General features: G+C 29.9%; 17 protein-coding genes, 1 tRNA gene and 1 pseudogene. 18 read left to right on the top strand and 1 reads right to left on the bottom strand.

Features of this window, described 5'->3' with window-relative positions:
* Positions 1 to 246 precede the first annotated feature (246 nt).
* The 18 genes and pseudogenes from QLQ96_RS03385 to QLQ96_RS03300 all read left to right on the top strand — a co-directional run bounded on the left by QLQ96_RS03385 (position 247) and on the right by QLQ96_RS03300 (position 17,489).
* A complete protein-coding gene (locus QLQ96_RS03385; protein WP_482494670.1) occupies positions 247 to 1,155 on the top strand; it encodes a hypothetical protein in 909 nt (302 codons plus the stop codon).
* Complete coding sequence (locus tag QLQ96_RS03380; protein WP_482494669.1) at positions 1,115 to 3,475, top strand: hypothetical protein; 2,361 nt, start codon at positions 1,115 to 1,117, stop codon at positions 3,473 to 3,475. The genes QLQ96_RS03385 and QLQ96_RS03380 overlap by 41 nt, the downstream gene beginning before the upstream one ends.
* 10 nt (positions 3,476 to 3,485) lie before the next feature.
* Positions 3,486 to 3,890, top strand: a complete 405-nt coding sequence (mce, locus tag QLQ96_RS03375; RefSeq protein WP_290962919.1) for a methylmalonyl-CoA epimerase — start codon at positions 3,486 to 3,488, stop codon at positions 3,888 to 3,890.
* Between the two features lie 146 nt (positions 3,891 to 4,036).
* Positions 4,037 to 4,110, top strand: a tRNA-Ile gene (locus QLQ96_RS03370).
* A 129-nt stretch (positions 4,111 to 4,239) separates the two neighbouring features.
* Positions 4,240 to 5,061 (top strand): hypothetical protein, encoded by an 822-nt coding sequence (locus QLQ96_RS03365; protein ID WP_482494667.1) that lies wholly within the window; start codon positions 4,240 to 4,242, stop codon positions 5,059 to 5,061.
* 178 nt (positions 5,062 to 5,239) lie between these two features.
* Positions 5,240 to 5,575, top strand: coding sequence for a helix-turn-helix domain-containing protein (locus QLQ96_RS03360; protein WP_059117393.1), 336 nt, complete (start codon positions 5,240 to 5,242; stop codon positions 5,573 to 5,575).
* A 92-nt stretch (positions 5,576 to 5,667) separates the two neighbouring features.
* Positions 5,668 to 6,900, top strand: coding sequence for a primase-helicase family protein (locus tag QLQ96_RS03355; RefSeq protein WP_482494666.1), 1,233 nt, complete (start codon positions 5,668 to 5,670; stop codon positions 6,898 to 6,900).
* Positions 6,901 to 7,169: 269 nt separating this feature from the next.
* Positions 7,170 to 8,102, top strand: coding sequence for a toprim domain-containing protein (locus tag QLQ96_RS03350; RefSeq protein WP_482494664.1), 933 nt, complete (start codon positions 7,170 to 7,172; stop codon positions 8,100 to 8,102).
* 121 nt (positions 8,103 to 8,223) lie between these two features.
* Complete coding sequence (locus QLQ96_RS03345) at positions 8,224 to 8,604, top strand: plasmid mobilization protein (RefSeq protein ID WP_482494662.1); 381 nt, start codon at positions 8,224 to 8,226, stop codon at positions 8,602 to 8,604.
* The gene (locus QLQ96_RS03340; RefSeq protein ID WP_482494661.1) at positions 8,601 to 9,620 is read left to right on the top strand and encodes a relaxase/mobilization nuclease domain-containing protein; all 1,020 of its coding nucleotides are present in this window, start codon (positions 8,601 to 8,603) and stop codon (positions 9,618 to 9,620) included. The genes QLQ96_RS03345 and QLQ96_RS03340 overlap by 4 nt, the downstream gene beginning before the upstream one ends.
* 18 nt (positions 9,621 to 9,638) lie before the next feature.
* On the top strand, positions 9,639 to 10,199 hold the full coding sequence (locus QLQ96_RS03335; protein ID WP_482494660.1) for a hypothetical protein: 561 nt from the start codon (positions 9,639 to 9,641) through the stop codon (positions 10,197 to 10,199).
* 60 nt (positions 10,200 to 10,259) lie between these two features.
* Positions 10,260 to 10,499, top strand: a pseudogene (locus QLQ96_RS03330) (XRE family transcriptional regulator); the annotation flags it as partial.
* A gap of 323 nt (positions 10,500 to 10,822) precedes the next feature.
* On the top strand, positions 10,823 to 12,025 hold the full coding sequence (locus tag QLQ96_RS03325) for a hypothetical protein (protein WP_482494659.1): 1,203 nt from the start codon (positions 10,823 to 10,825) through the stop codon (positions 12,023 to 12,025).
* A 49-nt stretch (positions 12,026 to 12,074) separates the two neighbouring features.
* Positions 12,075 to 12,434: a PAAR-like protein gene (locus QLQ96_RS03320; RefSeq protein WP_482494657.1), complete on the top strand. Its 360-nt coding sequence runs from the start codon at positions 12,075 to 12,077 to the stop codon at positions 12,432 to 12,434.
* Positions 12,435 to 12,480: 46 nt separating this feature from the next.
* Entirely contained in the window at positions 12,481 to 12,948 is a 468-nt protein-coding gene (locus QLQ96_RS03315) for a DUF4280 domain-containing protein (protein ID WP_482494655.1), read from the top strand.
* A 5-nt stretch (positions 12,949 to 12,953) separates the two neighbouring features.
* Positions 12,954 to 15,530, top strand: coding sequence for a hypothetical protein (locus QLQ96_RS03310; RefSeq protein ID WP_482494654.1), 2,577 nt, complete (start codon positions 12,954 to 12,956; stop codon positions 15,528 to 15,530).
* Positions 15,527 to 16,435, top strand: a complete 909-nt coding sequence (locus QLQ96_RS03305; protein ID WP_482494652.1) for a hypothetical protein — start codon at positions 15,527 to 15,529, stop codon at positions 16,433 to 16,435. The genes QLQ96_RS03310 and QLQ96_RS03305 overlap by 4 nt, the downstream gene beginning before the upstream one ends.
* 700 nt (positions 16,436 to 17,135) lie before the next feature.
* Entirely contained in the window at positions 17,136 to 17,489 is a 354-nt protein-coding gene (locus QLQ96_RS03300; protein WP_482494650.1) for a hypothetical protein, read from the top strand.
* A gap of 37 nt (positions 17,490 to 17,526) precedes the next feature.
* Here QLQ96_RS03300 and QLQ96_RS03295 read toward each other — a convergent pair whose 3' ends face one another.
* Positions 17,527 to 18,738 carry a tyrosine-type recombinase/integrase gene (locus tag QLQ96_RS03295; RefSeq protein ID WP_482494649.1) on the bottom strand — a complete coding sequence of 404 codons (1,212 nt, stop codon included), beginning with the start codon at positions 18,736 to 18,738 and terminating at the stop codon, positions 17,527 to 17,529.
* Between the last annotated feature and the right edge of the window lie 147 nt (positions 18,739 to 18,885).

Below are 18,885 nucleotides of genomic sequence, written 5' to 3'. Positions count from 1 at the left end.
TTTGATTGCACAAAATAACGATTATATTTGCTTTAATTGAAATTTTTTAGCCATTTATTAGGATTTGGCATTTTAGAAATCTTCAAAAATTTTAGTGTTTAAAATGCTATAATTTCTTACTTTTGAATTAATATGTAATTTTTCTAAGTTTTGTTCAAGCGATTTCTCCCAGTTTTGTTTCTCTTTTTAATGTTTTCATGCACTAAAAGCGAAAAACCTGTTATCTCCTTTTATTACTGGAAAACAATGTTTAAGTTTTCTGAAAAAGAAAAAGAAACATTGAAAGAAAACAATGTTCAGAAATTGTATGTGAGGTATTTTGACATTGGACTTCATCCGGAAACAAATTTTCCGATTCCCATCAGTCCTGTTCGTTTTGAAGAAAATCCGAAAGAATATGCTATTGTTCCAGTTGTTTTTATTCAGAACAAAGTCATGCTACAATCTAATTTGGATATAAACGATCTGGCTCAAAAAACTTTTGGTTTTATAGAGCAGATTAATTCTAAAAATAAAATTGCGTGTCAGGAAATTCAAATTGATTGCGACTGGACGCTAAAAAGCAAAGGGAATTATTTGAAATTTATAGAGGTTTTTAAAAAACTTTCGAAGAAGAAACTTTCCGCAACAATTCGATTGCATCAGGTGAAATATTTCAAAAAAACAAAAATCCCAAATGTCGATTCTGGAGTTTTGATGTATTACAATATGGGATCGATTGCGCCAGATTCGTTAAATTCTATTTATGATAAAAAAGTAGCAGAACGATATCTTAAAAGTTTAAAAAGATATCCGCTGCACCTTGATTTTGCTTTTCCAATTTATTCGTGGGGAGTTCATATCAGAAATAATAAAGTGATCGGACTTCGTTCTAAAATCAATAGTAGAGAACTAGAGAAAGATTCCAATTTCGAAAAAACAAGTCCGATTTTTTTCAGAGTAAAACAATCCAATTATAAAAATGGCGTTTTTTATGAAGAAAATGATCTCTTGAAAATAGAAGAAATAAAGCAAGAAGATTTAAAAGAAATGGCAGAAGATTTGCAAGATAATCTTGTCGAAAAGCCAAACGAAATTATATTTTACGATTTAGACGAATTCAATTTAAACAATTATGAAAAAAATACTTTTAAGCAGATTATTTCTTGCTTCTAGTGCCGTTTTGCTTTCTGCATTCGGAATTATATACGCCTGTGCCGGAGGAGACGACTGGGATTTCTTTGGCTACAATTCAAATTTTACTCCAGAAACTTTTGCTGATAAATCGTATTCGCCTTTGTTTTTATCGGGTGGAATTTTCTACGGAATTGGTTTTGATACGCAACATAATTCTCGTTTTAATAAAAATATAAAATCAGATTGGGCAGATTATCTTCAAGGAAAAGCCGACACAACTACGGTGAATTATTTTTTGATTGGAGACGAAAAGCCAAGATATTATTCTGATGATAAAAATGCCATCAAAAACAAAGAAGAAATTGAAGGTTTGCATCTTTATTATAAAACAAAAAAGGAAAATAAAAGCACTCAGAAATGGAGCAAAAAGCTTAATCTGAAAGATGAGAAAGTGAAAAACTTTGTCGAATTTCTGTATTTAGCTCAGAAAATAGAAACCGTTTCTATCGGGGAAGATTATTGGAGCTACGATCCTGTTGTGGCAAAAACCTTCAATGATGCCAAAATGATTCAGTCGATAGAGAATGTTTACAATACGTTGTCAGATCCGTTTTTGAAAAACAGATATTGGTTCTTGACTATGAAAGCACGTTTTTATAGTAATGACAAACAAAAAGCAATTGACTTTTTTAATAAAACAGAAAGTTCTGTTCCTAAAAATACGTTGTACTATCGTGCTTTGGCTTACGTGGCTGGAATTAATTATAAGCAGAAAAAATTTGCGACTTCAAATTATTTATATGCGCAAGTTTTTGATAAATGTCCAGAATTACGTGTTGTAACGGCTTATAGTTTTAAACCAAAAAACGAGTCAGATTGGACTAAGGCTTTGGCATTAGCTAAAAACAATAAAGAAAAAGCGGCGCTGTGGGCAATTCACGGATATTATAAAGATGAAAAACAGGCCATTGAAAAAATCTATGAATTAGATCCGAAAAGCGAACATTTGAATTATTTAGGAACGAGATTGGTGAATTCGCTAGAACAAAAAATAAACAATTCGTTTCAAGTAGACGTGCGAGGAGAAAATCAGAAACCTAAACCGCAGACTGTTGCTGAAAATAAAACAGAAAATAAAGCTAAAGTTGACAATAGCGCTGTTGATTTAATTGCGAAAATTTCTGCTGCAGGAAATACTGATAAACCCTATTTATGGGATGTTGCTCTTGGATATCTTCAAACGTTAAAAGGCGATTATGCCAATGCGGATAAGAATTATACTAAAGCAGAAAAAACACTTCCTAAAACAGAATTGGCGGGAATGCAACTTCGATTATTGCGTTTTGTAAATAACTTAAGCAAGATCGATAAGCTGACTGATAGAAATGAAAAAACAATTATAGCTGATTTGAACTGGCTGTATTATGAGCTTCCTAAAAATTATAGAGGACAGGAATTTCGCTATCAGAATGCTTCTTCGTGGAGCAGAAGTTATTTGTCAAATTTATATAAAGAAAGCGGCAATTTTGTGATGGCTGAAATTTATGGTGAATCACGTTATAGCTATTGGAATGATGGAAATGCGTATTATGATAATGAAAAGAATTTGTTGGCGATAAAATCGTTCTTAGAAAAATCTAATAAATCAGAAATTGAGAAAGCTGGTGCTGGAATTTATAGTTTGAAACTGAAGGATATTAATAATTTTCAAGCAGTTCAGGCAACTTTCAAAAACAAAATTCCTGAAGCAATTGCTTTTATGCAACAAACAGATTCTGTTCAGCACGTTAAATTCTTAGGAAATCCGTTTAACGGAAATATAAAAGATTGCCATGATTGTGAGCACGCTGCATATCAGAAGAAAAAATATACTTACATGGATTTCTTGACGACAATAAAATCTATGCAAGATAAATTGGCTCAAAAAGAAGATGTTTACACTAACAGCCTTTTGTTAGGAAATGCATTTTACAATATTTCTCATTTTGGAAACGGAAGAACTTTTTACGAAATAAGCATTGTAGGCTATGGATCAAGTCCATATTCATTTAGAGATTCGATGAAAGACATGATTACGAATAATTCGGTTTCTAAAATGTATTACCAAAAAGCTTTTGAAGCAGCTTCGAACAAAGAGCAAAAAGCAAAATGTTTGTATCTAATTTCGAAATGCGAACGAAATGATTATTACAATAAAAAATACAATAACATAAGAAGCTATTGGGAGATTCAAGATGATAAGGTTAATTTTATTGCTTGGAACTCATTCAAAGCTTTAAGAAAAAACTATTCGGATACGAAATATTATCAGGATGTAATTGCTGAGTGCGGTTATTTTAATACATATTTGAATCAATAATTTTGGCAAGATGGTAAATAAAATAGAACATATCGGAATTGCAGTAAAAAACATGGATGATGCTAATGTTTTGTTCGAAAAAATGCTTGGTGTTCCGTCTTATAAAATGGAAGCTGTTGAAAGCGAAGGCGTTTTAACTTCTTTCTTTCAAACTGGAAATAACAAAATCGAGCTTTTGGTGGCGACAAATCCTGAGAGTCCGATTGCTAAATTTCTGGAGAAAAAAGGAGAAGGAATTCATCACATCGCTTTTGACGTTGATGATATCGAAGCTGAAATTATCCGTCTAAAAAATGAAGGTTTTGTTTTGATTAACGAAGTTCCGAAGAAAGGAGCCGACAATAAATTGGTCGTTTTTCTGCATCCGAAGAACACAAATGGCGTTTTGGTGGAGCTTTGTCAAGAAATTAAATAAAAAGATGTCATTTTAATTTTTGAATAAGATGTTGAAAATCAATTTCATTTTTGAGATTCGAAGAAAGATTTAAAATTAAATTAAAATGATGTCTTAAAATATTTGGAGTGAATGAAAAATAGTAGTAATATTGCATCCTCTAAACCGGTCCTATAGCTCAGCTGGTTAGAGCACCTGACTCATAATCAGGTGGTCCCTGGTTCGAGCCCAGGTGGGACCACTAATAAAATCAAGCCTTTACAGTGATGTAAAGGCTTTTTTATTTTCGTATGACGAGCATTTGACGAACATCAATTGTTTTATAATCAATTAGTTTTGTTTACTTTTATATAACTTAATTGATTATAATATGACCATTTATATCTACATCTTGTCATTTATTCTGATTTTTGCGAGAATTGTTATTCCTGTATATCTGCTTTTTAGATTGTTTTTCATAGTTAAACCTCTATTTGTAAATTTATATTTTGAAGAGAAATTTAGATATTATGTAGGAATCAATAAAAGTAGGTTGTTGATCTTGGTTCTAATTTTCCTTTTATCATTTTTATTAGGAGTCATTCTTGGTAAAGAAGTTTTGAGTGTTTCAGAAACTTACAAAATCTTATTAAATCTCTTTTTGCTTGTTTTTACCCAGTTTCTATTGTTTTATATGTTTGAAATAAAAACACCTAGGAGTATTTTTAAAATAGTAAAAGATTGTCTTGAAAACCCTAGCGAAATATTTAAACAAAAGGAAGTTGTTTTTGAAGAAAGTGATGTAATTGGATCAATGAATCAGAATGGTGTGAATTTTAAAGATGCCATAAATTTGACCAATGGAGATATTATTAAGCAGATTCATCAAAGAGAGTTTGATCTAATAATAGAGAAGTATATTAATATTTTTCGAGATAGTTCTTCAATTGAAAATCTTTATAAGTTATGCAATGGAATGGAAATAAAAGAAGGATCAATTTCAATAAGAATAAATAACAAAAGAAATTCAAAACAGAACATAATTGAAATATTGACATCACTTTTCAATATTCAAAAAAATTGGAATTCACATATTAAAGATAAAACTAACACCAAAATTATTGATTTTTTTAATAAGTATATTAGAATAAATGATGGAGATAAAATTTTACACCTTAACGATTTTACACGATTATTTGAAAAATTGCCTTGATCGCTATGTAAAATTTGATTACTCAAATATGTTTTTTAAAGATAAAATAAGCTAAAGTGATTTGTTCTGTTTGAGAATTTATTATTATTAGTTATTTTAAATATGTAAATTGTTTTTACACGATTTTTTACATAGCCCAACCTCCGTAAACTTGTTTCATAATTTAAAAATTAGAAACATGGATGCAAGTAATTTTACTTCCAAAATTGATCGATTGGAATTGATCGTAATGGAACTAGCAAAGAAACAAGATGCGTTTATTAAAAAGGCATTAATGAAACTATCTTTAAATAATAAAGATGTTTATTCCTCTGAAGAAGCTGCCGAGTTTTTATCAATAGAGGTCAAATACATTTATCAGCTTACCCACCAACGAAAGATTAGATATTCCAAGAAAAAAGGTCAGAAGAAAATCTATTTTAGAAAAGCAGATCTTCTTGATTATTTAAACGGAGAGATCATTAGTACTACTGAAGATCTTGAGAACACAAATGCTACTTTGTGGAAAAAATAAGCCGCTCAACTTCCGTAAATTAACGCATAAAAATCCTTTATTTTTTAATCAAATTCTTATGACAAGATTGTAAGGATTATAATTTGAATCTTATGGACTTAGATATTCCTTATATCAGAGTAGGGACTTCCTATTTCAAAATTATTGATAAACCTTTAATATCTGGCGATAAAGTAAAAGTAATGGTTCGGTGGAATCGTGAAACAATCATTTCGGATCATGGAAAATCATTTTTGAATAACATATCCAAATTAGATGGTTTTTGCTGTATTCCTAATCATTTTGGTTACGAGCAAATTGTAGATGATTTCTATAATACCTATCATGAACTCCCTAACCAACCCATCGTTAAGGATTTTCCGATAGATGAACTAGAAAAATTGATTCCGAATTCATTGCAATTTATTCAACATATTTTTGGCAATCAAGCAGAATTAGGCTTAGACTACATAAAACTTTTATATGAAAAACCTACGCAAACATTGCCAATTCTTTGTTTAGTAAGCAAAGAGCGATCAACAGGAAAAAGCTCTTTTATAAAGTGGTTGAAGGCAATTTTTGGAATGAATATGACTTACATAAAAGGCGATTCATTTGGTTCGCAGTTTAATTCAGATTGGGCGAGCATGTTAGTTGTAGCGATTGATGAAGTCTTTTTTGATAAAAAAGAAATTACAGAACGTTTAAAGTACCTTTCTACGACGGACAAAGATAAAGTAGAAGCAAAAGGAAAGGATAGACAAGAAATTGAATTCTTTGCAAAATTTATTCTTTGTTCTAATAATGAAGATAATTTTATCCAAATAGATGAAGAAGAAATCCGTTTTTGGATTCGTAAAATTCGTACTATAAATACAGAAGATGTATTCTTTCTTAAAAAACTGAACAAAGAAATTCCATATTTCTTAAAGTACCTCCAAATGAGAAATTATTTTTCCGAGCAAAAAACGAGAATGTGGTTTAAACCCGAACAAATTATGACCGCTTCCTTACTGAAGCTTGTAAATCGAAATAAAGAAGAAATACTTATTCTTGAATTGATACATGAGTGTTTTGAGAAAATGGAAGAGGATGAGTTGAAATTAGCTCCTAATGATGTTTTCGTTCTACTGAGGAAGCAAAATAACAGAATAAATATTTCTGCTAATGAAATAAGAAATATTCTCAAACGATGGGGTTTTACACCTGAAGATAATACAAAGTCTTATTGTGGAATTGAATTATTGTCGCATGGTGAATATGTAAAAGTAGATCGAAGAGGACGTTTTTATACTATCAAAAAGATTTTGTTTTATAAAATATTTGATGCTTTGATGCAAAATTAAGGTAAAGTCTTGTAATTGAGGTAAAGAGATCTACATCAAACCCTGCATCAAACTAAAAAACAATCTTTTTTGATGCAAAATTGATGCAGGACAAAAATAAAGTGATGCATTGATGCAGCTATTGATGCAGTGTAATCTTAATATAATCAATGTATTAGGTGGGATTTGCATCAAAACATCAAAAAAAGCAAAAATTATAATTCTTTTTTTCATTAGCAAAACAGACTTGTACGAAATCAAATAGAAGATTTATTTTAAAAAAAACAATTATGGAAAAGTTCAATTGTAAAAGTGCAAATCAAATTGATTTAGTCAATTATCTTGAAACGTTAGGGCATGAGCCGTCAAAAATAAAAAATCAGGATTATTGGTATCTATCGCCACTCAGAAATGAAAACACATCCTCTTTTAAAGTGAATCAAAAATTAAATTCATGGTATGACCATGGATTAGGCAAGGGAGGAAATGTAGTTGATTTTGGGATTGAATATTTTAGATGTACAGTTTCCGAATTTTTACAGCTTTTAAATGGCAAAAGTATATCCTCTGGTATAAGTTTATCACTTAAGAATGAGAATCGACAGTCTTCAAATCTAAGAATTGCAAATGAAAAGAAAGATAATCCACTTGATAAAATTGTCATTGTTGATGTACGCACATTGGAAAATAAGTTATTGATGGCTTATTTAGACAAACGAAGCATTTCACAAGAGATTGCAAGGCAACATTGTAAAGAGGTTGATTTTTGTTTAAATAATCGAAAGTATACTGCTATTGGATTTCAGAATATTTCAGGAGGATATGAATTGCGTAGTGAAAATTTTAAAGGTAGCAGCTCACCAAAAGATATCACTTTCATAAATGCCCAAGCAAAATCAGTAGTCGTTTTTGAAGGCTTTTTTGACTACCTCTCTTATAAAATGATGAATCAAAAATCGGTTAAACTACAAACAAATTTCCTGATACTAAATTCCCTATCTTTTTTTAACAAGTCACTAAAGTTAATGGAAAAACACGAGAGAGTCGATCTTTATTTAGACAGAGATACGGGAGGTATAAAATTTACTAGCGAAGCCCTGCAAAGAGATTCTGCAAAATATACCGATCAAAGTTTTTTATATGAGCAAAAGAAAGATTTAAACGAATGGTTAAACCGGGAACAGCAAGTTAAACGAGGTCATAGTTTTAGGAGATTTATATGACGTCCGAGTGGTAGCCAGCTATGTTTTGGTAAAACCAAAACGCTGGCTCCCCTCATGCTATCGCATTCGTTGAGAGAATTTTTTCATGCTATCGCATTCAAAAAATAAATGATAAGAGACTATGGAAGAGCAGAATGAAACTAAAAAAAATAGAGGAGGTAGACCGAAAAAGGCGATAAAAAGAGACCAACTTATGGCAATTAAATGTACACTCTACGAGCGTAAAATAATTGAAGCCAAAGCTAAAAAATCGAATCTTACCGTTTCTGAATACCTTCGTGAAATAGGACTTACCGCAAAGATTGATTACAGAAATAAAGCCCTTCCGAAAGAAATTCTAAGCTTTACCGGAGTGCTCAACCACATGGCAGCCAACCTAAACCAGATAGCTAAAAAGAGAAATAGTAATGATGAATTAAACCCAGTTGAACGGGCAGAATTAAAAGTGCAGTCGGGGCAGGTTAAAGATCTTGCTGTCCAAATTAAAAACTTTATGTCATGATAGGTCATGTAAGTATAGGCAACTCTTTTTACCATTGCATTAGCTACTGTTTGGAAGATAAAAAAGAATTGTCTGAAGAGAAAAAACTTGCACTTGAATTGAAAGACCATTTGCAACATAAAGGTCGTGCAGAAGTATTGGAATACAATAAATGCTTCGGCAACAAGTATGAGCTTACACAGCAGTTTAAGGATGTTAGTAAATTAAGCAGGCGTATTGAGAAACCAATGTTGCATCTGACCTTACGTTTAGCTCCGGAAGATACATTGACCAAAGAACAATTGAGAGAAGTTGGAAGAGAATGCGCCAAGGAGTTTGGTATAGCAGACCACCAATACATCTGTGTATTGCATAAGGATACCAAAGAGCAGCATATTCATATAGCAGCCAATCGAGTTGGCTTTGACGGCAAAGTTGCCAATGATAGTAATAGCTATAAACGGATGGCTGAACTTTGTCGTCGGCTTGAAAAAAAATACGGTCTTCAAGAAGTATTAAGTCCAAGAGCATTCCTTTCTCCTAAAGACAGGTTATTGCCTCGCCATGACAATAGAAAAGAAAAACTTACAGAAGATATCGAGCAGACATTAAAGTATGCCAGTTCCTATTTAGCATTTGAAAGACATATGAGGGAGTTGGGTTATAAAGTTCTTAAGGGCAGGGGGATTTCTTTTATAGATGATAAAAAAGTAAAAATAAAAGGAAGCGAAGTTGGTTTTTCATTGATAAAAATTGAAAAGATATTACATCAGAAACAACAGTATGCCATGAAAAATGCTGGTGAAGAAAAAAATTATGATAGAGAAAGTCAGTCAATATCTAATTCTTTTAACACTGAAAAACAAAACAAAGAAAAGCAAGGCTATAGTTTAGATAGACCAGGAGAAACAGTTGTTAAAGAGGTTTTAGGAGTTATGGGACTATTAATGAATTCTGAATATGAGCCGGATTATATCGATCCTGAATTACAGAGAATTCCTCAAAAGAAAAAGAAGAAATCAGCATTAAGGAGATGATATTAAAAAATAGAAAGTATGGAAATAAATTCAAATACAGACAAAAAAGGTCATATAGAAAGAGAGACATTGCAATTAGTACTGGAGGAATTTACACTGGAACAGAAAACAAACAATGAGCATATTGAGGCGCTTATTAATGCAGTTAAAAACGTAGAGAATAAAATTGATGCATTTAAAAACGAGTATAAAATAGAAAAAAATGTTTCAGAAAAATTGGATATTAAGCAAATTGAGGCTATCCTTCAAAAAGGTTTTCTAGACATAAAATATATGATTGGCAGGCAGCCTAAAAGTATCGTTAGGAAATTCCAGATTTTGTTATTTCCAGAACAGGATGCAAAACTGTTTTATAAAATTGTTTTTGGCAGGTGGTTTTTATGGCTTGCTATAATGGTAGCCCTAAGCAATCTTTACAAATGGGGAATGCATTATAACGATAATAATAAAGAAATTGAAATGCAACAAATTCAAAATGATAGGATAAGAAAAGCTTGGGAGTATATGTATGATAATAACAATAAAGAAACTAAAAAACTTATGAAAAAAGCGTATGTAAATTCAATGGAGAGTAAGTGAAATAATAACAGTGATATTTTCTGTTCTAGTTTGTGTATAATAACAACTATGTTGATGAGTATTGAAGATGATATACTAAGTCAAATCTCGAACTCATTAAAATTCCTGTTGAAGCTTTTCAGAATTTTGATGAGTAGCAAGCAATAAATATTATTTCTAATACTTGGAAGACACGTTTTCAGTAATTCATTTAATTACGGAATAATTAATATTCATCCGATTAAAAAATTGATTTCACTTCATGAAGAAAAAATAGCTTTATACGAGCGTATGCTGAAAGAAAAAGATGAAAAGACTTGAAAAATTAATCAATAAATAATTTCGAGATAATTCTTATGTATAATTAAACCGTAACTAATGGTTAAGATTTTACTATCTAAATTATTCACTTCTTGAATAGGTAGAGTTTTTATTTCTTTACACTTGTTAGATTTGGGATGCTACAAATCAATATACCATATTGTTACAATTTTATGAAAGTGACAGAGTTTGTTGTATACAAATTCTGTTCTTTTTTGTTTTTAATACAATTTTTATTTGAATTTTTATAAGAAATACGCTGTCAATTTTATTTTTGTTTTATAATAAATTATTTACATTTGTTTTTCAACGATTTTTAATAAATGAATAATTTTAGAAAGTATAAAGTTCAAAAAGGTGAGACAATAGAAATAATTGCAGCAAAGATTGGAATTCCTGCTTTTGATGTAAGAGCTTATCACAATAGATATTGCGAATTGTCAGATTTAGTAGAATTGGGATTGCCTATAAGAAGAGCAGAATATATATTATTACCTCCTTTAAAGTCCAATTCAGATATTCAGGAATCCGAAATTAGTACTCCAAAAAAAATAAAATTAGGTCAAGATAATAGTTTACGCTTAATTGCTGAAAATGGTCTAAAGCAGAAATATGGCACTATTATACTGTATAAAGAAAATAATAGATTAATAAATAAACTTCATTTTACTTCACAAATTGAGTTTCTAAAAAGATATAATGATTTTTCTATTGTAGAATATCAGATTAATCAGGTATATATAAACAATAAAGAACCTGAAATGGTTATTGAACAATTAGCAGATAAAACTTCAAAAGTACTCTATCCAATAGTGATGAGTTTGAATAAGAATGGTGAAATACATGAAATACTTAATATTGAAGCTATACAAAAGAGGTGGGAAATACTGAAACCTTCTGTTCTTGAATATTATAAAGGTGATGTTATAACCAAGTTGCTTTCTTCGTTTGAAAGAAGTATTCAATCAGCATCACGATTGAAGAGAAATTTAGTAGAGCATCCTTTTTACACTATTTATTTTGCGGCTATATATCAAAATTACTCACCTGATTTGTCATTTACAAATAATGATTTTGAATTAGAAACATTCCAAAGTATTGATGAATTTCAGAGCGCAACATCTAAAATCCTTGTTAGGCGTAAGGGAGTTGTAAGATCCAAAGTAAATTTTGACGAAAATTCACAGTTACATGATCATACTTCGAAAAATACAGAAATCAATTTAGAGAAAGCGGAATTTCAAATTGGAAAGTTAGATCAAGGAATTCATAACAATATGGATTTTCAATATAAGCTACATCATAGTAATAACAGCATATTTTCTATTGTTGGCTTTATAAATACAAGAAAAAATAATAAAACAATATCTACTCTCGAATTTGAAACATATGAAAGAGTAAAGAAAAAAGAACCAAAAACGGAGGTACAAACTCGGACATCGGAAGAAATAGATTGGAATGCCGAAATTATCAATGAAAAGATGATAACGAAGCGAGGATTTTGGGATGAATTTTGGGGTAATTAGCAGATGTAACAAAGTAAGACCAAATTAACTTTTTAAATTGTTATATAAGATGGAAGATTATATAGTGGTAGATAGTGCAACAATGCAATGCAAATATGGGAGTATAGAATCAACTTTTCTAAATTCAGAAGATCATGGATTTAAGATTGAGGATAAAAATCTTATACTTGACAGCAATGTAAATATTTGCGATTTTATTTTCTGCAGTCTTCATAAAAAGGCATGTGAATTTCAGGCGGTAGAAAAAAAATGGAAAAACACAGCAAATAGTGGAACCACCGGAGGGAAATACATTACAACAAAATCAGTATTGCTTTGTAAACAAGGAGGTCTTATATCAATTGTTAATTCTGGACAAGATTGTGTTATTGAAGAGGCAGGAATGTTAAAAATTGTAGATCTTGAATAGCTTAATTTTTGCATAAAATAAATTTATTAATATCAAAATTATAATAATGAGTGAAATACATTTAGTTTGTCAAGGAGCAATTTGCAAGTGTCAATTTGGTACAGCACCAGATACTTTGAAAGTAAAAACTCAAGATAAACATTATATAAATGATTGGGAGGGGAAATCAAAATTAACGGCAACCAATAAAGATATAGGACAAACTTTTGAAAAAAATACTTTTGGAAGTTGTTCGAAAGCCAATAACAGCCCTTGTTCTCCAGCAATTACTAAATGGGATGGATTTTATGATAAAATTACTTTGAGTAATAAAGGTAAGCCTTTGTTAGAAGATAGTAAAGCAACTTGTGCTGTCGCAGGAAGCGCGTGTATTGAAATCATAAATCCTGGACAAACATGTGAAGTTACCAAGCAAAACATTAAAAATTCTGATCCCGAAGTTATCAAGGTAATTAATCCGGCAATGAGTTTAAGTATTGATGAAGTTGGGGAATTACAAATACCAAATCTGTAAACAAAATGAATGATAACAAATTACACCTAATTCCTGTATTAGAAAAAGGGCAGACATATGATGCCTCAACCGGAACTGTTATTTTAAATAATGAAGGTTCTGTTTTTGTTACTATCAAGCAGTATCAAGAGGATGAAAAAAAAATAAAAGAATTAGAACAAAAGAAGAAAAGTTCACTTGAATTTGCCCGACAAAAATGGGAACAACATGCGAAAGAAGGCTGGAGTAAAAGAAAATTAGACGAAAATTACAAAGCCAATACGCAGGAATGGGAAAAATTGAATAAAGAATCCCAAACGATCAAGAGTAAATATGAAGATGTGAATTGGTGTTGGCAGTTGGTTGGTAGTAAATTAAACTATAACAGTTTGTCTCATAATGAAACCTTTAGTAAAGGTATTTCTCAAATACAAAGTTTAGGTAAGCAAAAGGTTGCTTTCCCAGCGCTTTTAGTTGGGGGCGGAATGGCATGGCTTGAGGCATTTCATGAAAAAGAAGGTGCCATGGGAAAAATACCAAACGGAATTTACGTAAAAGCAAAAGGAACCCCAAAAATATTGCGTACAGAATGGACAGATTTTAGCTATCAGCCAATTGTTGAGACTATTGGTTTTATGTCTAAAGTAATATTACATATCTACACGTCTGGCATGTATGGGCAAGAAGTAGAAATAAAATTAATAGATCGTGATTTGTTTACTGGTAATGATGAGTTGAATTTCTCAGGTCAGTCAATTTTTGTTAGGGAAGTGAATGTAGTAAAAGTTAAGAAAAATGATATTGGCAAGGTAGGGGTTTCTGACTTGATAAAAAATGAACAAAGTTCAGAACAATATACTCAAAAAATAGAAGTAGAGGTATTAGTTGAAGCAATTTGGGAGAAGGAAGGTGGGAAAGAATTAAAAATATTTCCTATTATAAAATCAATTCAAGATGATATTTATTTTGAAAATTTTGAGCGTAGTTATTTAAGTATTGCTAAAAACAGTTTAATTCTTACAGCTCCTAAAGAAGTGAGTAATCATGTTTCAGTAATTGGTGCAGTAGAAACAAATGAGAGTGCATTTCATCCTTGCAAGTATACAGCAATTGAGCTTAAAATAATTCCTGAAACCGAGAAAGAGAAAAACAGAATTATTTTCAAAGAAAATAATATGGTTAGCCCTCTTACATACAACATACCTATTATTTGTGCAGATACCGATCATTTTAAAGATTATGAAATAGAATTAAACGATCTTGAAACAAAAGAATGTCGATTTGATGGCAAATCTAATAATCACAAAAAAAACTCTATAAGTATATTAAAAACTCCTGAAAATTATAAAATCACCAAAAACGATGGCAAAACATTAAATTTTAAAGCAGCATTTAATTATCATCCAAGTAATGATAATCTTGTAGAGATGACCTCTTTTAAAATGTTTGAATATATTTGGCCTGTTAGTTTGCGTGATGATAATAACCATGCTTTAGAATTGAGGGCTTTATCTTGTAGACATGAAAAAAGAATAAATATTGTTGCCTATCCTGATGTAAAATGGGCTTTGGATTTTAGGTTTGGAATGAAAGGTCCTGAACAGTATACACACACAAATCTTCCAAACTATCCAAGAAACAGTGATGAAGAAAAGGCTGAAAAAAAGCCTCAATCTAGGCATAGTGATTCTTTTGAAAAAGCTAAAAAAGCAGGAAGAATTAATACCTATGGAATGGAGAAAAGAGCTAATGGTATGGATTTAGAGTTTCAATTAGTCCTCAAAGCTGAATATAATAAAGGTGAAGAAATTGAGTTAGCAGAAAAATATGCTCAGAAAATAAAAAAATTCTTAGAGTTGTTTTTATCATTGAAAGAAGGTTTAGACACATTAACCAATATTGATAAAATAAATTCCGGACATAAGAGTACTGTAAAGGGGCTGGGGAAATTTTTAAAGTCACCAATTATTGGTACAATTGATTATCCTGCTATTAGTATTGGTGGGAAGTGGCAAGCTGCAATAAAAGACGAAACAAATGAGGTTTATACTGACGGAAAGATTGCCTTAAGATTTAACCCCTTGTTAAAGGGTGATGTCTCATTAGATATTATTGCTGCAGTTTCATATGTTCCTGCCTTTGGGCAGGCTGTAAAGGCAATTGAGATAGCATTAAATACTGCCGGGGCAGAATTAAACTTTATGCTCACAATATTTGGACAAGTAAATGTAGAATTCGAATATGCACTTGCCGAAAAAGGTGGTTCTAATTTAAACTTAAATGGCGAACTTGGAATCAAGCTTGTATTATCAGCCAAGATAAAAAAAGATTTTTCGGCGGTCATTTTTGAGACTCAGGTAGGATTTAAAACAGAGTTGTCAGCAGAAGGATCCATAGTAACTTCTATAAAGCCAAAAGCTAGTATTGGACATGATAAAAAAGGAACTTTCGTAGAAGCTAAGTGCGATTTTATGGGGATAAATATTGTTTGTATTTTATCAGCCAAAATAGATGATTCAGTTACTCAATACAAAGACACATATAATATTTTGGATAGAAAAGATGATTTTGTAAAAGGTAAAGGTTATATAGTAGAATCATGAAACATATAATATATTTTTTGCTACTATTTATACCTTTAAAAATTTATTCACAAACTAATAAAATTAATATGGAATTGATAAAAAAAGAAATTTTAGATAATAAAAAAGCATACAAAGCAAAACCATACTATACTGTAAAATTACAAGTACAAGCTTGTAATTTTGAATTGCTACTTAATGATATTCCTGTATTTAGCTACAGCGTTAAAGGGGGTATGACAAATGAAATACCTTTAAATTCTTATATTTTAAAAAGCGGAAGGCAATATTTAAAAATTAAACTGACACCAATTAATAATCAGATGAAGCTTACTGAACAAGTTGATCTATCTCTTGATTTGGGGCATAGTAATATTATTGGAGAAAATATACTTGGAGAATATATTCAATCTGGAAATTATACATTGCCTCAAGAAATAAAGGATGAACAGCTTCCATATCTTGAAATGGAAATTCCTTTTAATGCAGAAGTTCCTTGGGATTATAGTTATATTCTAGATAATGCTGAAGATTTATCGACAACGGAAAACTTAGACCCATTTGTACAGAAATTCTATAAATTACTAGAGCAAAAAAACTCTAAGGAATATTCTAAAATATTAAAAAATAAAATTAAAAGACAATCAGATGTAAAGTATTTGTCAGAAAAAGAAATAGATGCTGTAGTAAAAGAATTAGACCTATCAAGAATTAAAAAATTATATCCTTTAGAAGATTATGAAGTGAAAATTTATGGAAGTGGTAAACTTATTCGTTTTGTAAGCAAAAACTCAGATGAAAACGGAAACAGATATCTTTTTAAATTTGCTGTACCACCATTAATGCCAGGAGGAAACGACGGAGAAAGTGCTTTAAATTATTTATTTTACTTACCTAATGGGAAAAGTGACTTAGAAATTTTTTAAAATGTACGAAAGAAAAATTACAGAAGAAGAGATGTTTTTTGTTAGTAGAACATTTAAAAAGAATATCAAAAACTCTTGTTTTATTATTATTCTTTTATTGTTCTTTTTTTCTGCATTTCTTTATTGTTTATTTATCAATTGGGTTGAATTCCTAATTATAAAAATTATATTAATCATTATATTATCATTTATAGGATTTCTGATTTCTAATTCAATATACAGTATCATTTCTCTGAATAGAAAAATCAATACCTGTAATATTGACCGTATAGAGGCTGAATTTAAAGTGCAAAATAAGGATATACTCACTTATACATATGAGACATCTTCTAATTCAGAATATTTCAAGATATTTTTAATTAATACTTTCAATGATGAAAAGAAAAGAATTTATGTGGACCAGGAAGATTATAGGAAAATCAAAGAAAAAGATTTAATAAAAATTATATATTTCGACAAATTGAATCTAATTTATGAGGCCTTTCATAATGATGAAAAAATGAAAAAAGTAAGTTTTTTTTGATCAAAAATAAGGCTAGAGTAAAATGGATTAAGACTAGAAACGTTTTAAAAATAAAAAAATGAAATGATACAAAAACGATAATAATTTATTTCCTTTTGCCTTTGACTTCCTGTGCTAAATATGCACTATCGTAGGTAATTTATAGTGAAAAATTGATTACGCTAATAATAAGAAAACATGGAATATATCACACTAATGATTGAGGTTGAAAATATCTTCAAAGCTGAACTTCATAGATACATTTTAAAAAAAGAAGGTGGTAATGATGAAATTGCCATCCAAATAACAATTGATGTACTTTACTCAGAAATAATGGCTTTAGGATATAATTCTGGAAATGTTGAAAAAACATTTAATGATTTACAGAATGAAAGTAATCAAGTCCTTGGAAACCATGTTTATAAAAGTCTACTTCAAACTTCTAAAGATTATAAAAAGTACGTTAATAAGTTTTCGGAATTTTACTTACAATTTGAAAATGGTATCGAGTATAAAAAACTAATTGAGAATTTAAATGAAAATTTCATTTAAAAATAAATAAAAGTTAGTGTGTGAATAATTGTGTCAGTTAAAAAATAATATCATCAATCATTTTATCTAAAGTGTTGCTTGGAAGTGTGTTTAAGTAAGACATAGTGGATTTGATATCTTTATGTCCTAAAGCTTCCTTGATAATGTCAATTGATATATTATTAAATTTTAGAATGGTTGCAAATGAATGTCTAGCGCAATAGTACGTGATTTTCTTTTGAATGCTTAAATTAGTGATAATTGTTTTAAGAGGTGTGTTTATATAAATTTTGAGATATTTTCTTTTTCTGTTATTTATATAAATTTTGGAGTTCTGATTATTATGAATGATATTGAACAAATAGGTTGATTCGGTAGGTGAAGTATATTCTTCAATTTTCTGTTTCCAGAAATCATTTATTTTAAAGTTTACTATTACCTCAGTTTTACTTCTTTTGTAGGTAATTGTTTCTTTATATAAATCCGTTTTTTTTAATTGCATTAAATCAATGAAATTAATTCCTCTCCCATAAAAACTTAGCAAAAACATATCTCTTGCAATGATATCATTTTTTTTTAGCAATTGCACGTTTTTCAATAATTCAAGTTCTTTTTCAGATAAATACTCTTTTTTACCACTTTCTTTAATTTTTGATACTTTAAATTTATCAAAAGGATATATTGTTGCAGGAATGATTTCACGTTTAATAGCTTTGTTGAAAACGGCTCTTAAAGTGCGAATTCTTATGCCAATTGTGCTTTGGCTGTTGTTCTTACCATTTAAATAGGATTCATATTTATAGATTGAGTCTACTGATAAATCTCTAAAAGTGATTTCTGTTCTATTGAAAAACAATTGAATCGATTTTAAGGTTTCGTTTTCAATATTGCTGGTTGATAGTTTTCCTGCATTTTTAATTTCTTCGATTAAACTTTCGTGAAAAGTAGTATAGCTTACCGGTTGCTGTTTTCCTGAATCTTTTTTGAATTTTTTTACAATATCCTGTAAGGTGAATGGAGTATCATCAAATTCAAATTCATGAATAATATTGCTGATACGACCCGAATATTTTTCAATCAGATCATTAATTTGCTTGTATTCTTTGTGCGATTTTTTAAGGCGTTCCGTTTCAAATGACCAATCTTCATGCTTGCATTTTTTTTTGATTGATAAACTAGTATTTATTCTGTCTTTGATTAATACAAGATTAATAAAATACTCGCCTTGTGCATTTGGCGTTGCTTTTAGTGTAAATTTGTATGATACCATTGTTGAAAATATTAGTTATATTTTTGACGAACATTTGACGAACAAAAATACAATTAAAATAAGAAATAATAATTTATTATTCATTTTTAATTTTTTAACTTATTGATAATCAAGTATTATAATAAAAAATAAGCTATAATAAAAGTA

This window comes from Flavobacterium sp. B167r (assembly GCF_056824315.1).
Note: the sequence above shows the minus strand (reverse complement) of the source record. Positions and strands in the feature narration are given on the sequence as shown.